The organism is Streptomyces sp. NPDC085866, assembly GCF_044541035.1.
Lineage (GTDB): Bacteria > Actinomycetota > Actinomycetes > Streptomycetales > Streptomycetaceae > Streptomyces.
This window is the reverse complement of the sequence record NZ_JBITSQ010000024.1, coordinates 25964-39991: the sequence shown is the minus strand read 5'-3', so window position 1 is coordinate 39991 and position 14028 is coordinate 25964. Positions and strand designations below refer to the sequence as shown.

The window sequence follows — 14028 nt, the reverse complement described above, 5'->3', positions numbered from 1 at the left end:
TTCGTGAACGGGGGCGCCGCCGAGGAGGACCGTGCCAGGAGGAGTCGGTATCCGCCCGGCGAGCTGTCCGAGCAGCGTCGACTTCCCGCGGTAGCATCCGGCCGCGCTGTGCTTCTCCGGGCGCAGTTCGCGCAGGATGATCGACACCAGCATGACGATCAGCGGCAGACGGACGCCGGGCAGCACCACGGCGTAGGTGCCGGGCAGCACCACGGCGTAGACACCGGGCAGGCCGGCCCAGAGGGCCACGCCGACCAGGATCAGCCAGCTCTCGTTGGCGTCCCAGGCGGTGGCGACGGTCTCGCCGTACTCCCGCCGGCGCTCGGGCCCGGCCGCCAGACTGAGCATGCCCACGCCGAGGTCGTAGCCGTCCAGGACGACGTACATGCCGAGCGAGAAGACGACCAGGGCGTAAGCGGCTCAAGCAATGAGGGCCTCAGGACCGCGCCCGAGGCGGGAACTTGCACCACATGAGCAGAAGGGGGCGCGGCACCCACAGCCCGATGCCGTCGGGGCGTCCGCCGGTCTGCTGATCCGGCGCCGCGCACCTTCTGTGTGCTGTGCGGACGGCTCAGGCGCGGACCAGCGGGGTGTCGACCAGGTGCTCCGCCAGGAACCAAGCCTGCAGTTCGCCGGTGCGGACGATCTGCGAGACCAGCAGGTCGTTGGTGCCGTCGTCGCCCAGCTCGGCGGTGCGGGCGGCCGCGTCATGGGCATCCGTGAGGATGATCTCGTGGGCTTCGAGCAGCCGCGAGAGCATGACCGGTACCTCCTCCACACCGTCCGGCGGGCGCGGAACCGACGTGATCTCGGCGACGTGCCGGGGATCGCCCACGGCGACACCGCCCAGCGTCTGGACACGCTCGGCGAGGGCGTCGACGAGTTCCAACTGCTCTCCCGCGTGCTTGTCCAGGAGCAGGTGCAGCTGGTAGAAGGTCGCGCCCCGCATGCTCCAGTGGTGCTTCTTGTAGAGGCCGTAGAGGATCTGGGTGTCCGCCAGCACCTTGTTCAGGCGCTGGGAGGAGTACATGCGCGCCTCGTAGGACAGAGCGATGGGGAACTGCTTGACGGTCCCGAACTCCTGGATGACCGAGCCCTTTTGATGCAGCCACGGCTGGCTGCTCGTGGGCTTGGAGCTGGTGGTCATGGTGTGCCTCCTGCGATGTCGTGCCGAATCGTGCTCGGTCGACGCTAGGTGTCGAACCGACGGCCGCGTTGTCCGCGCGTGCACGCGTAGGTGCCCCTCAGTGCACCGGATCCGGGCGAGGGGGGGGCGTGGCCCGGTGCGGCGACGGTGGCTTCTCCATGGTGATGGGTGACTTCCTCACCCCCGTCCAGTACGGCCCGCCGAGGTACGGGACGTGCCGCGCGAGGCGTTCGCCCACGACGGACCCGCGCTGCCGGAAGGCCGGGGCAGAAAGGGTGGATCGGGGAAGGGCGAGCGCCATGCGGAGGTCTCAGTCTCCGGAACTCGGCGCACCGGTGACTGCCTGACCCGGTACCGCAGGTCCTGACGTGGTGTCGAACGCATGGGTCACCTCGGGGAGGGTTCCGGGCGTGAGCAGCTCGCGAGCCCGCTCCTCGTAGCGGCGGTCGGTGGCCGTCAGCCGGACGTGGTGCTGGGCGAGGTGTTCCGCCCAGGAGGAGACCAGATAGGTCTCGACGAAGCGTTCCGGGTCGTTGCCGTCCTGGTAGAGACCCCAGGTGAGGGCCCCCGTACGGCGCCTGGACCGGGCCACGTGGTGCATGCGGTCCGTGAACTCGGCCCGGTTGTCCGTGGGGACGTGGTAGGCGACCGACACCAGGACCGGGCCGTCGGCCTCTCCCGGCTCGAACACCAGGGGAGGAGCGGGCCAGTGGTCGGAGGGCGAGGGGTTGATCCCCTCGCTGTCGTGCAGCGGCCACCGCCGCACGGTGGCGGCGCTGAGCAGCATCACGACGCCGGCGATCAGCAGACAGCAGCTGAGCCCCAGCCAGTCGGCCACCGCCCCCCACAGGGGCGCCGCCAACGCCTGGCCGCCCTGGAAGACCAGGAGGTAGACGGCGAGCCCCCGGGCCCTGACCCAGCCCGGCAACCGATTCTGGACGGCCGCGTTGAGCGTGGACAGCACGGCGATCCAGGCGAGGCCCGCAGGCAGCAGGGCGGCCGCGACCAGCCACGGTGCACGGACGGTCGACAGCACCGCGAGCACCCCGGCGAACACCACGGCTCCCGCCGCGAGCGTGCCGTTGGCTTCCAGTACGCGACGAATGCGCGGCAGCGCGAAGGCTCCCGCCACCGCTCCCACGCCCACCGCCGTCAGCAGCAGCCCGTATCCGCCCGAGCCGAGGCCCAGGGAGCGGCTCGCGGTCAGGGGCAGCAGTGCCCACAGAGCCGCGCCGCCGGGGATGAACAGGAGCGTGCGCAGCAGGACCCTGCGCACCCCGGGCGCGTTCCACACATAGCGGCGCCCGGCGTGCAGGGCGGCCAGCAGCCGTTCGCTGCCCGCGGCGGGGGCGGCCGTCGGCGGGCGCCGCCACACCAGGAGGACGGCCGCGATGCCGAGGTAGGAGGCAGCGTTGAAGGCGAAGACCCAGCCCGCGCCCGCCGCCGCGACCACCGCCCCGCCGAGTGCCGGGCCCACGGCGCGGGCCAGGTTCATGTTCACCGCGCCCAGAGCGGCCGCCTGTCCGAGCCGTCGGCGTTCCACCAGCTCCGGCTGGACCGCCTGCCAGGCCGGGCCCATCAGTGCGGTACCGCACCCCAGCAGGAAGGTGAGGACGAGCAGCACCGTCGGCGACAGCGCGTCCGTGAACGCCAGCACGGCCAGCGCACAGGACACCGCGAGCATCGCGAACTGCGCGGCCAGCAGCACCGAACGGCGGTCGAAGCGGTCGGCGATCACCCCGGAGGGCAGGGCCAGCAGCACGACGGGAAGGCTGGAGGCGGTCTGCACGAGCGTCACCAGTGCGGTCCCGTGCCCGACCAGCAGCCACTGGGCGCCCACCGTCTGCATCCAGCTGCCGATGTTGGAGACCAACTGGGCGATCCACAGCGCCCGGAAGACGCGTGCCGCGAGCGGTGCCCACGGGGATTCGCTCTCTGCGGGTTCCGGTGACGACGGTGTGCTCTTCATGCTTGTCCAGACCGGGTGCGGGGCGGGCATGGGCGGGAGTGACCGTAGAGCCCGCCGGCGGCAGGTTGTTGACCGGGAGTGCAAGGGATGTGGCCCCGGAGCGTGGTGACTCCGCCCGGGGGCCTTGCGGGCAGGGCCGGGGGAGGAGGACGAAGGAGGGCTAGCCGGATCTCGGATTCCTCCGTCAACAGATCCCGCTCGCCCAGCTTCCTTCTCGTGCGGGTCGGCCGTCCGACGCGCACGCCCCGTGAGACCGGGCCTCCGGATTCTCAGGAGGGTGACCGGACCCAGGGGGCGTCGGTGCTCGACAGCCGGTGCGTCACCACAGTGGTGAGCGCCAGGAGCAGCAGGGCAAGGCCCAGAGTGAGCACGAGATGGCCGTGCAGGAGGAGTTCGGCGCCGACGAACGCGCCGAGCAGCATGGCCAGCACGGACAGGACCCGGCGGCCCGGCCGAGGCGCCGCGCCGCCCGCCGGGGTGGAATCCGCGGCCAGCCCCGTGAGGGTCAGGGTCAGTACGGTCGTGGTGAGGTCGGGAACGCCGAGGCGCCGGGCGACCGCGTTCTGCAGACCCATGCCGAGCCCGAGACACACGATCAGCGTGTACTGGACCCCGGTGGTGACCCGGCCGCCGGTGACCGCCGTGACGGCGACGGTGACGGCGACCAGGACCGTCTGTGCGGCGGTGGCCGTCCGCAACAGGTGCCCGCGGTGCGCGGCGAACCGCGTACCCAGCCTGCCGCCGGCCAGCGCGCCGAGAAGGAACACCGCCAGCGCGACGACGGAGGCGAGTGCGGACAGGTTCGCGGCGTCCGCCAGCGCGAATCCGAGGAAGACCACGTTGCCGGTCATGTTGGCGACGAAGACGTGCCCGAGTGCCAGGTAGCTCACCGCGTCGACCAGGCCGGTGACCACAGTCAGCGTCAGCATCAGGGGAGCCAGCGGGCCGTGGCGGTCGTCCCTGGGCGGAGCCAGGGTGCGCGCCGCGTCAGTCAACAGCCTGCGCACGGCGTGTCCTTTCCGGTGCGGCGGGCACACGGTGCAGCACCAGACGGGTCAGCAGCCCGCTGGCGGGGCCGCACACGATCGCGGCCAGGGCGATCCACACCGGCCACGGGGTGACGCCCAGCACGTGGTCGAGGGACCATCGGCCGGGCCCGGTGAGGGCCAGCGCCGCGGAGACGACCACGAGGACCATCGGATACTCGTAGCCGTCGTTCTGCACCCACAGGCCCTTGGGCCACTTGACGGTGCCCGCGACCGTCATCACGCCCATGGCCGCCATCGCCGCCAGAGGCGTGAGCAGCCCTGCGGTCAGGAACAGGCCGGCCCCGATCTGACTGGCCCCCGCGACGACCGCCGTCAGCCGGCCGCCGCGGAACCCGTCGTGACGGAACTCCTCGGTACCGCCTGCCAAGCCGTGGCCCCCCAGCCGATAGCTCACCTTCTGCACTCCGTGACCGGCGATGAGGAGTCCCGCCACCAGCCGGAGGACCAGCAGTCCAGCATCCATCTCTTCCTACCTGTTCCTGACCTTCACTTCTCTGGCCGACGCAGTGGGATCAGCCGGCGGCGTGGGCGCCGATCACGGCCTGCGCGTAGACCAGACCGAGGCCATAGGCACCGCCGTGCTCCTTGACGACCTCCGTCACCGGCACATACGTCTCGGCGCGAGCCCAGTCACGCTGGAGCTCCAGCAGGACCTGCACCCAGGTGACCGGGACGGCACCGGCCTGGATCATGCGCTGGACCGCGTGCTCGTGCGCCTGCGGGCTGACGCCGCCGGACGCATCGGTGACCACGTAGACCTCGTAACCCTGGGCGAGGGCGGACAGCGTGGGCAGGACGACGCAGACCTCGGTCCACAGACCGGCTATGACGAGCTTCTGCCGGCCGGTCGCCTTGACGGCCTCGACGAACGCGGGGTCCTCCCAGGCGTTCATCGTGGTGCGGTCGATGATCTTCTGGTCGGGGAAGACGTCCGCCAGCTGCGGCAGGATCGGCCCGGAGAAGGACTCGGCGGCCACGGTGCTCAGCACGACCGGCACGTCGAACACCTTGGCGGCCTTGGCCAGACCCAGGGTGGAGTTGATGATTGCGGTGCGGTCACCGCTGCCGGTGCCGAAGAACATCTGCGGCTGGTGGTCCACGAACAGGACCGCGCAGTTCTCGGGCGTGAGCAGGTCGGGGCTGGGAGACGCGGTGACCTCGGCGATGTCGGCCATGTGAGGGTGCCTTTCCATGAGTAACGGCGCGGACAGGCGTCCGCGTCGGGCAAGAAACCGCCCGGTGGACGGTTCGTTGAGTGGTGTCCCGGGAGGGGCGGCTCGTGGCCCGGCCCTTCCGGGAGCACTAGAGGGCGAAGCAGGGATCGAAGGATGTGGCGGCGCCATCCGGCATCAGGCCGCGCCGTACGCGCCACTCGCGGTGCCGCTCCGACTCGGCGACGGCCTCACCGAGGGACTCCGCCTGGAGCACGCCCGCGACGTCCGGCCCTGACGCCTGGTAGCCGCCGAAGTGCGCCACCGGGCTCCAATGGGGGCTGACGGGCGGCAGTTCCTCGTCCAGTCCCTCGTACTCGCCGGCGGCGTAGACGATCCGGCCGCCGGTGACCGTGAGGAGCGACTCGATGTGCGCGATCTCCGGCTCGGGAACGGTGAAGTAGTCCGCGGACAGCACCGCGAGGTCCGCGTAACACCCCGGTCGCAGAACGCCCTTGATCTCCTCCTCACCGGTCAGCTCGGCGCCGGCCCGGGTGAACATCCTGAGCGCCGTCTGCCGGTCGACCCGGTTGCCCGCGGGGCGCAGCACGAGGTCTCCGACGGTGCGGCCGCTGACCAGCCAGTGCAGGGCCACCCAGGGGTTGTAGGTGGAGACCCGGGTGGCGTCCGTGCCGGCGGCCACGGTCAGCCCGCGCTCCAGCATCGCCCGGATCGGCGGGGCATCGGCGGCCCTGCCCGGGCCGTAGCGGCGCAGGAACGCCTCGCCCTGGAACGACAGCCGGTTCTGGACGGACACGGCGCCGCCGAGCGCGGCGATCCGGTCGAGACTCTCCGGGGACACGGTCTCGGCGTGGTCGAACAACCACCGGTTCCCGGCCGGGAACAGACCCTCGGAGGCCAGCTTCTCGAAGACCGTGAGGTCCCGGCGGATGGTCTCGTCGTAGGTGGCGTGCAGCCGGAATCCCCAGCCGCTCTCCATGAGAAGACGGACGGCCTTCTCGAATTCCCCTTCGTATTCCCCGAGTTCCGGACGCGGCTGGTTGAAGTTCTCGAAATCCGCCGCTGCCCAGGTGAGATTCTCACCTGCGCCGTTGAGCCGCAGCCATGCGTCCCCGTCCTCGGGACGGACCATGTCGATCCAGCGCGTGAGGTCGGCTATTTCCTGGCCCGCAGTCTGCGGGAAGAGGTGATAAGCGATGCGCAGCGACAGCTGGCCGGCCTTAGCAAGGTCGATGACGGTGCTGTAGTTGTCGGGGAAATTCTGGAAACCGCCGGCGGCGTCGATCGCCGAGGTCAGACCGAACCTGTTCAGTTCCCGCAGGAAATGACGGGTCGAGACCTTCTGGTCCTCGCCCTCCAGCACCGGTGCCTTGGCCAGGGTCGAGTAGAGGATGAGGGCGCCGGGCGCCGCGAGCAGCATGCCCGTCGGCTCCCCGTCCCGTCCGCGAACGATCTGCCCGCCCCGGGGGTCGGGCGTGTCCTTGCCGAAACCGGCCGCCTGCACCGCCGCCCGGTTGAGGACCGCGGACTGGTAGAGGTGCAGGACGAACACCGGGGTGTCGGGGGCGGCGGCGTTCAATTCCGCGACGGTCGGTAGGCGTCGTTCGGCGAACTGCTCGGCCGACCAGCCTCCCACCACCCGCACCCACTGACCCTTGGGGGTGCGAGCGGCCTGTTCCCGCAGCATGGCCAGGCCCTGACGCAGCGTGGGAACACCGTCCCAGCGCAATTCCAGTACGTAGTTGAGCCCACCCCGAATGACGTGCAGATGGGCGTCGTTGAGCCCCGGGACCATCCGCCGGCCGAGCGCGTCCACCACCTTTGTGGCGGCTCCGACGTACGGGGCCACGTCCTTGTCGTCACCGACGACCGTGATGACACCGCTCTTGACGGCGAGCGCCTCGGCCTGCGGGCGGTTCGGGTCTCCCGTATGGATTTTCGCGTTACGGACGACGAGTTCTGCGGCATCGTCGGTGGCCTGGGGAACCAGTCCGCCGACCGGCATGGGAGACACGTGTGCAGGACCCTTTCCGGGATGGACGACTTCGATGTCCGCCGCGTTCGAACGCGGCGGAGGGCAAATGCGCTGACGGTCTGAATGTGCGCTGCCGAATTCATGGGCGAACCACGGCCGCTGCGTCGTCACACTAGGCTCGGCGGACGCTGCTGTGTGTCCTGTCAGCGCACTGGAACATTGCTCGTAGCGCACGCCATGCGCGGCGGGAAGTGCGGCACGGGATCGCAGTGCCGGCGACTGTCGGGCAGGCAGGGATGCCTTCGTGCGCTCGAGGACAACTGACGTGCGCGCAAGACCTACCGTGCCAGGCTGCGGCGCCGGAATGCCCGGCACGACGATCCGGATCGGTTCCCGGAGGCGGACACCAGGCTGGTGATCGCCGCCGGGCGTCCGATGCCGGCACCACCACGGACGCGCATGCCTGGCGCGCATCCGGGCTCAGTCGGCACTGCCCGCTTAGGCTGACGGCCGAGCTTGTTCGAAATGGGGGGCGTCGTAGATGAGAGTTGCTCAGCCGTTGCCGGTTCAGGGGATACACACGGGCCCCTTCCCGATCGGGGCTGCCGTAGGCATGCTCGTGGTCGGTGGGGTGCTCGCCGCCTCTGCCGCGCTCTCGGCCAGGGGATCCGAGCCGAAGAGCGATGGCAAGTCCCTGAGGAGCTGGCTGCTCGGGCTCGGCACGACGTTGTGCGTGCTGGGCGGACTCGGTTTGTTCGACCACTACTTCGAGAACCAGCGGACGAACGACGGACTGCACGCCGCCGGTCGCCAGATCATCGACGACGCGATGGAGGAGGCCCGGGACTGCGACCCCGCTTCCCCTGAACCCACCTTCGTCTATCCGAGTGGATCGGTGCCCGACGGGGCTGCCACATACGTCCCGTCGCCGTGCAGCACATCCCCGCGTGACGTGCTGCTGTCGAACTCGACGACACTGACCGACCAGATCGGGTACAAGGCCGAGGAGGGGGCTTCCTTCTACACGAACGGGCACGTGACGGTGACCGACGAGGACAGCGGCAAGCAGGTTTGCGCCACCGTTCCAGACACGGCGAACGGTAGCGGCTCTGTGACCGACGGCCCATGCCGGGATTGAGGCTCGTCCCGCAATGATCATCTGAGAGACGTGAACGCCGTTGGCTGGTGAAGCGGTTCGTCTGTCCGGTGATGGTCGGGTTGTGCAGTCGTGCGGATGATGTGGGCGGCAGCGGACTTCGAGAGGCCGAACAGCGGGGCGAGCTGGCGCAGTGTCAGGTTGATATGCCGGTACGCGGCCACCGGTAGCGCCCGGTTGAACTCTACTCACTCTCCGGTCCAGTCGCTTGCGTCTCTCCGGTTCGGCGTCGGGACACACGAACGTCCCCCTGAGTCGTGTCACCGAGCAACCCCGGCAGGTGGACGAGCCGCAGCAGCAACGCAGCCGAGAGTAGGTAGCCCGCATCCTCGAGGTGACAGCTGCACTGCTGGAGGCGACCCCTTACGACGATCTCGGCACCAAGCTGATTGCTGCCGAGGCCCGGGTATCGGTCGGCGTGCTGTACCGGTACTTCGCCGACAAGGAGGCTACCGTCGGGTCTGGTACCAAGGACCGCGTCCGGTGAACCAGGCTCCGCGACGAGCCGTGGGCCCTCCGCGTACATCTTTGCCCGACCACATCAGCCGTGCCACCGCTGGCGCTGTCGCCGTCACTCGTCTGGCTGCCGTCCGGTCGCCGGGGCTGGTGGCACGTAGGCACTGGGCACAGGCCAGGAACGGCCGCCCGCTCGTCTGCTCCACCACCGGCTGGACGCGGCTCGACCTGTTTCTGTTCGGATTGACACCGGGCTGCCTGGGCCTCGTACTGAAGATGAGGGACTCTTGATCAGAAGCTTCCCTGTGGGGGGATTCCACCATCCGTAATCCTCCTCCCTCACGGAGGCACCATGACGGTGCAGCAACCGCAAGCCATGATCCCGACGGTTCTGGTGTACGAGGGCGACCCCGGATTTCCTCCGCTGGTCAACATGCCCGTACCGCATCCCGTTCCACAGCTCGACACACAGCCTTTCCCGACGGCCATCGCGGAAGCCACGCCGCAGCCCGACGGTGCCGGGCCGGGCACCGAGGCCTTCCGCTACTGGGTGGCGGCCGACGCGCTCAGCAGGGCCGCCCGGACCTGGGGTCCGCTGGTCCCGACCGGAACACAATGGCATCCGACGGTCGGCCGCGCCCTCAACGCACACCTCGACGCAGGAATCGACCTCAATGCCTTCTACGACCGCAAAGGCCTGTGGTTCTTCCGTCGCACGGTGCTGGGCGTCACCGTCGCCGCGTGCGAGAGCTCCGAGGTAGTCGAGCACGAGACGGGTCATGCGATCCTCGATGCCCTGCGTCCTCAGCTGTTCAACGCGGCGAGCGCGGAAGCGGCCGCTCTGCACGAAGCGTTCGGTGACATCAGCGCGCTGCTGAGCTCACTTGGGCTGGAATCGTTGCGGATCGCGGTACTGGCCGAGACACAGGGCGACCTCGAACTGTCCTCGCGGGTGTCGAGGATGGCCGAGCAACTGGGCTGGGCCATCCGCCAGGGCCACCCGAACGCGGTCGACCCGGACTGCCTGCGCAACATGGCGAACAGCTTCTTCTACCGCGACCCGGTGGAGCTGCCGCCGACCGGACCCGCGAACACCCTCTCCAGCGAGCCCCACTCGTTCTCCCGGGTGTTCAGCGGCGCGTTCCTGAAGATCGTCGCCGGGATCTTCAGGCAGCAGGACCTGCAGGACCAGGCCGGTCTGGCCAGGTCGGCCGAGATCGCCGGGCAGCTGCTGGTGGATGCCGTCGTGGCCGCGCCCGTGGTGTCCGCGTACTACGCACAGGTCGCGGGTCACATGATCGCCGCGGACCAGCGGCGGAACGGCGGCAAGTACGGTCAGTCCCTGCGCTCGGCGTTCATCCGTCACGGCATCCTCTCCCTGGAGGCCGCCGCGTCCGTCACCGAGCCGGAGGTGGCACGCCGAAGCGCCCAGATCGCCGAGGCGACGCCGGGCGGTGGTGACGACGAGGGTCTCACGGCCGTCACGATCCAGGGGGCGGCGTACGGCGTCACTCTGCCCCTCACTCTCTCCGCCCCGGCGGAGGAGCGACGGTTCGGCATCGCGGGCTCCGACCCCGCCGGCGGCTCGCTGCGGCCCGCCGACCCCGAGCGGGTCGCCACGTCGTTCCTCGAGGACCTCTTCCGCCAAGGCCGCGTCCACGTACCCGAGGAGCACCGCTCCGCTGCGACGTTCGTCGACGACAGGCCCTCCCGGCTCAAGACGCACGAGATCACGCGGAGCACGACCGGCGAGGGTCTTGCCCTCATCCGGCGGTGCTTCGACTGAGCAGTCAGCGCAATCAGTGGAAGAAACGCAGACGGCGGGCGGTGAGCCGCCCGTCGTCTGCACGCTCGATGACATGCGTCGTAATCGGCGTCGGCTCCTCACCCTCGAACACCGCCTCGCCCCGCGCCAGCAGGTCGTTGATGAATTTCTCGGTCGCTCGGCGCTCGGCATCGCCTGCCGAGACCGGCTGGTCGTCCCGGATCGCGAAGGCCACCGTTCCATCCACCGGTCCCCGCGGGTTCACCGTGAAACCGGCGTGCTCGAGCGCTTCGGCGCCCCGCGTGGTCGCCATGGCGAGCACGAGCCCCTCGGAGACGATCTGCACGACAACGGCCTCGGTCTCGTTCACGGCCGCAGCCAACTCGGCCACGCCCGGACCGCCCGACAGCTCGATCCGTGTCCGGAGCACGGGACGGTGTTCCATCGCGGCGACAGCGAACACCGGGTGGGCCGTCGTACGCATCCCCGCTTCCCGCGCGAACGCGCGCTCCTGAGCGTCCTCGCCCACGAAGACACAGTCGTCGGCCACCGCTCCTTCTGTGCTCGCGACCGCCCGATCGAAGATCCTGCGACTGTCCTTCACACCCCAGTGCACAAGAGCCTCGTCCGTGAAACGGCCGGGGAATGCCTTGTGCAGCGCGGCCGTTGCCCGTGCGGCAGCGCCCTCGCCCGGCCCGGGATTGGAGATGATGCCCGTGCGCACCTCGCCGAGGGCGTCGAGCACGGCCGTGACACGTGGTCGGGGCTGAAGTGTCAGGGAGCCGTCGGGTTCCCCGTGGGCGTCCGCCAGGGTCGCTCCGATGTCGAAGAAGATCACAGGCATGGGAAATGCCTCCCCGCAGGGGATGCCTTCCAGTCGCAACCGCACAGGTGAAAAGATCTCCACGGTCCGAACTGCCGGCGCAGTCCACTCGGCGATCGACTGGCGGCATGAAGCAGTCCCGTACAGCGACGCGGACCTGGCCCGACTCCAGCAGATCCTCTGCTACCGCGAACTCGGCTTCTCTCGACGAGATCACCTTCGCCGGAATCTTGCACGGGGCCTGCGCGTGTGCTCTTGTCCCAGGCCCTTGCGCTTGAGATAGCGGGCGTGCCCACGCCGTCCGATGCGTTCCATGAGGGGGAGGGCCCGGTTGGACAGCGCGGGGGCGAAGGCCATCGCCCGGGAGACGATGCTGTCGGCGTAGGGAAGGAAGATCTCCAGTCGTCGGGTGCGCAGGGCACGCGCATAGCCACGTACGACGTCCTCGACCGAGAGCACCTTGCCGACGAAGTTGAGCATGCTGCCCCCGTGCAGCGCCTCGTGCTGGAGCATGCGGGTGTCGACGCCGCTGGGGTAGATGCCGCTGACGGCGACCCCGGTGTTGCGCAGTTCGCAGGAGAGGGCGGTAAGGAAGGCCCGCAGTCCAGACTTTGCGGCCGAGTAGACGGCGGAGCCGGGAAGCGCCAGGACTCCGCCCATGGAAACCGTCGCCAGTATGTGTCCCCGGCCTCGCCGCCTCATCCCCTCCGCGGCAGCGGCTATGAGCTGGACAGGACTCTCCAGCATCACCGAGAGCTGAGTGTTCAGGTCCTTGGCCGCGGAGTCGGCCACGCTACCGGGGACGATGACGCCGGCGTTGCACACCAGGACGTCGAGCCGGTCGGACCATTCCTTGCGGACACGGGCGCACAGTCCGGCGACCTGCTCGCGGTCGGCTGCGTCGCACACCACCGGAATCGCGTCGGCGTTGATGGCGACGGCCGCCGTCATGGCTGCCGTCTCGTCGATCTCGACGGCGATGACGCGGTAGCCGCGGCCGGCGAGCAGGCGGGAGACGCCGAGCCCGATACCGCCACCGGCTCCGGTGACCAGGGCGAGCGGTTTGGAGTCAGCCGTTTGCATGGGCACTCGCCTTCCGGGTGGAAGCGGCGCGGACGGTGTTGAACAGTCCCGGGGACAGCTCGAACCAGCCCAGCCGCTTGGACAGCGTGCGGAGGTATTTCTTGTAGGCGCGCACTTCGATGTAAGCCGCGTGGCGGTCGGATCCGACGAATTTGATCCCGCCCGAAAGGTCAGGGCGGTCCTCACGGATGAGCCGCTCGAACTTCCCCGCACGGTCGGGACGGTGCACCTGATCGTTGAGGTACTGCGCCATCAGGTGCGAGATACGGTCGAACAGGGTGTACGCGCTGGAGTTGACCTCCAGGTAGCCGAGCCCGAAGAGGTTGTGCCGCTGCCGGCTGAAGGCGTTGAGGTACATCTGTGGCCGTCCTCCCTTCCACGCGAAGTAATCGGCCGGTACGTAGGGGATGGTCATGTCGTAGCCGGTGGCGAAGAGGACGAGGTCGATCCGCTCGCGGGAGCCGTCCGCGAACACGACCTTGTCGCCGTCGAAGCGCGCGATGTCCGGCTTGGCAGTGACGTCGCCGTGCTGGAGGTAGTGCAGGAGCTGGGTGTTGAGCAGCGGGTGTGACTCGAACAGGCGGTGGTCGGGGCGGTGCAGTCCCCAGCGGCTCACGTCACCCACCATCACCCGCCGCACGATCCCGTAGACCAGGCGCTCGGCCCAGATCGGCAGCCACTCGGTCTCGTCGGAGGGCATGCCGAATACGTGCTTGGGCACGAAGTGGTAGCCGCGGCGCGTGCTGATGAATGCGGCGTCGGCGTTGGCGGCGGCGTCGCAGGCTATGTCGGCGCCGGAGTTTCCGAGCCCGACCACGAGCACGCGCTGCCCGCGGAACAGCGACGGATCGGCGTACTCGACGGAGTGCATGGTACGTCCGGCGAAGTCGCCCGGTATGCCGGGAGTCCGTGCGTCCCAGGTCACTCCGGAGCAGCAGATGACCGCCCGCGCCCGTGTGGCTCCGGTCGAGGTGAGTACGGTCCAGGCGCCGTCCTCGTCCTGCTCCACCGAGCTGACGGCGGTGTCGAACCGGATCGCCTCGCGCAGTCCGAAGTCGTCCGTGAACGACCGGGTGTAGCGAAGGATCTGCTCGCGGGAGGGATAGTCGGCGAAGTCCTTCGGCATCGGATAGTCGAAGAAGCCCGACTTGTCGCGCGACGAGATGAAGTGCGCCGAGCGGTACATGGGTGAACCGGGATTGTCGATGTCCCAGATGCCGCCGACGTCGGAGTGACGTTCGAACTGTACGTACCGGATTCCCAGTCGCTTCAGCGCCCGGGCTGCGGAGAGTCCTGCGGGGCCGGCTCCGATGATCGCGACAGGCAGTTCGGCGTGGACCGGGGCCCGGAGTGCGTCTGTGGTCACTGTGGCACCTCTCTGTCAGAGCGTGCCGAGAGCATATCTGGCCAAGTGGCCAAGTCAAGTGACCTGT

12 protein-coding genes and 3 pseudogenes are annotated in these 14028 nt (G+C 69.3%); 4 read left to right on the top strand and 11 right to left on the bottom strand.

Features of this window, described 5'->3' with window-relative positions:
* Positions 1 to 135: 135 nt before the first annotated feature.
* The 7 genes and pseudogenes from ACIF83_RS41250 to ACIF83_RS41220 all read right to left on the bottom strand — a co-directional run.
* Positions 136 to 408, bottom strand: a pseudogene (locus ACIF83_RS41250) (cytochrome d ubiquinol oxidase subunit II); the annotation flags it as partial.
* Positions 409 to 571: 163 nt separating this feature from the next.
* Positions 572 to 1147 (bottom strand): Dps family protein, encoded by a 576-nt coding sequence (locus tag ACIF83_RS41245; RefSeq protein WP_398141437.1) that lies wholly within the window; start codon positions 1145 to 1147, stop codon positions 572 to 574.
* A gap of 310 nt (positions 1148 to 1457) precedes the next feature.
* Positions 1458 to 3116, bottom strand: coding sequence for an MFS transporter (locus tag ACIF83_RS41240; protein WP_399735182.1), 1659 nt, complete (start codon positions 3114 to 3116; stop codon positions 1458 to 1460).
* Positions 3117 to 3385: 269 nt separating this feature from the next.
* A complete protein-coding gene (locus ACIF83_RS41235) occupies positions 3386 to 4123 on the bottom strand; it encodes a YoaK family protein (protein WP_393483884.1) in 738 nt (245 codons plus the stop codon).
* Complete coding sequence (locus ACIF83_RS41230; RefSeq protein WP_393483881.1) at positions 4104 to 4628, bottom strand: DoxX family protein; 525 nt, start codon at positions 4626 to 4628, stop codon at positions 4104 to 4106. The genes ACIF83_RS41235 and ACIF83_RS41230 overlap by 20 nt, the downstream gene beginning before the upstream one ends.
* 49 nt (positions 4629 to 4677) lie before the next feature.
* Positions 4678 to 5340, bottom strand: a complete 663-nt coding sequence (locus tag ACIF83_RS41225) for a hydrolase (RefSeq protein WP_393483878.1) — start codon at positions 5338 to 5340, stop codon at positions 4678 to 4680.
* A 127-nt stretch (positions 5341 to 5467) separates the two neighbouring features.
* Positions 5468 to 7342 (bottom strand): amidohydrolase, encoded by a 1875-nt coding sequence (locus ACIF83_RS41220; protein ID WP_399735336.1) that lies wholly within the window; start codon positions 7340 to 7342, stop codon positions 5468 to 5470.
* Between the two features lie 366 nt (positions 7343 to 7708).
* Here ACIF83_RS41220 and ACIF83_RS41215 point away from each other — a divergent pair.
* Both ACIF83_RS41215 and ACIF83_RS41210 read left to right on the top strand, forming a co-directional pair.
* A pseudogene (locus ACIF83_RS41215) lies at positions 7709 to 7806 on the top strand (IS5/IS1182 family transposase); the annotation flags it as partial.
* A 119-nt stretch (positions 7807 to 7925) separates the two neighbouring features.
* Positions 7926 to 8450 (top strand): hypothetical protein, encoded by a 525-nt coding sequence (locus ACIF83_RS41210; RefSeq protein ID WP_399735178.1) that lies wholly within the window; start codon positions 7926 to 7928, stop codon positions 8448 to 8450.
* Positions 8451 to 8545: 95 nt separating this feature from the next.
* Here ACIF83_RS41210 and ACIF83_RS41205 read toward each other — a convergent pair.
* A pseudogene (locus ACIF83_RS41205) lies at positions 8546 to 8647 on the bottom strand (IS5/IS1182 family transposase); the annotation flags it as partial.
* Between the two features lie 155 nt (positions 8648 to 8802).
* Between ACIF83_RS41205 and ACIF83_RS41200 the strand changes: the two are divergent.
* Together ACIF83_RS41200 and ACIF83_RS41195 are read left to right on the top strand one after the other, a co-directional pair.
* Positions 8803 to 8955 carry a helix-turn-helix domain-containing protein gene (locus ACIF83_RS41200; RefSeq protein WP_393483872.1) on the top strand — a complete coding sequence of 51 codons (153 nt, stop codon included), beginning with the start codon at positions 8803 to 8805 and terminating at the stop codon, positions 8953 to 8955.
* 321 nt (positions 8956 to 9276) lie between these two features.
* Complete coding sequence (locus ACIF83_RS41195) at positions 9277 to 10710, top strand: hypothetical protein (RefSeq protein ID WP_399735174.1); 1434 nt, start codon at positions 9277 to 9279, stop codon at positions 10708 to 10710.
* 13 nt (positions 10711 to 10723) lie between these two features.
* Here the strand turns inward: ACIF83_RS41195 and ACIF83_RS41190 are convergent, their stop codons facing one another.
* From ACIF83_RS41190 to ACIF83_RS41180, 3 genes are all read right to left on the bottom strand, one after another.
* Positions 10724 to 11434: an HAD family hydrolase gene (locus ACIF83_RS41190; RefSeq protein ID WP_399735171.1), complete on the bottom strand. Its 711-nt coding sequence runs from the start codon at positions 11432 to 11434 to the stop codon at positions 10724 to 10726.
* A 291-nt stretch (positions 11435 to 11725) separates the two neighbouring features.
* A complete protein-coding gene (locus tag ACIF83_RS41185) occupies positions 11726 to 12595 on the bottom strand; it encodes an SDR family NAD(P)-dependent oxidoreductase (protein WP_393483865.1) in 870 nt (289 codons plus the stop codon).
* Entirely contained in the window at positions 12582 to 13961 is a 1380-nt protein-coding gene (locus tag ACIF83_RS41180; protein ID WP_399735168.1) for a flavin-containing monooxygenase, read from the bottom strand. The genes ACIF83_RS41185 and ACIF83_RS41180 overlap by 14 nt, the downstream gene beginning before the upstream one ends.
* Positions 13962 to 14028: the final 67 nt, after the last annotated feature.

Coding starts and splice junctions, on each gene's coding strand:
- ACIF83_RS41210 (WP_399735178.1), top strand. CDS start 7,926: ATGCTCGTGGTCGGTGGGGTGCTCGCCGCCTCTGCCGCGCTCTCGGCC.
- ACIF83_RS41185 (WP_393483865.1), bottom strand. CDS start 12,595: ATGCAAACGGCTGACTCCAAACCGCTCGCCCTGGTCACCGGAGCCGGT.
- ACIF83_RS41240 (WP_399735182.1), bottom strand. CDS start 3,116: ATGAAGAGCACACCGTCGTCACCGGAACCCGCAGAGAGCGAATCCCCG.
- ACIF83_RS41220 (WP_399735336.1), bottom strand. CDS start 7,342: ATGCCGGTCGGCGGACTGGTTCCCCAGGCCACCGACGATGCCGCAGAA.
- ACIF83_RS41225 (WP_393483878.1), bottom strand. CDS start 5,340: ATGGCCGACATCGCCGAGGTCACCGCGTCTCCCAGCCCCGACCTGCTC.
- ACIF83_RS41195 (WP_399735174.1), top strand. CDS start 9,277: ATGACGGTGCAGCAACCGCAAGCCATGATCCCGACGGTTCTGGTGTAC.
- ACIF83_RS41245 (WP_398141437.1), bottom strand. CDS start 1,147: ATGACCACCAGCTCCAAGCCCACGAGCAGCCAGCCGTGGCTGCATCAA.
- ACIF83_RS41230 (WP_393483881.1), bottom strand. CDS start 4,628: ATGGATGCTGGACTGCTGGTCCTCCGGCTGGTGGCGGGACTCCTCATC.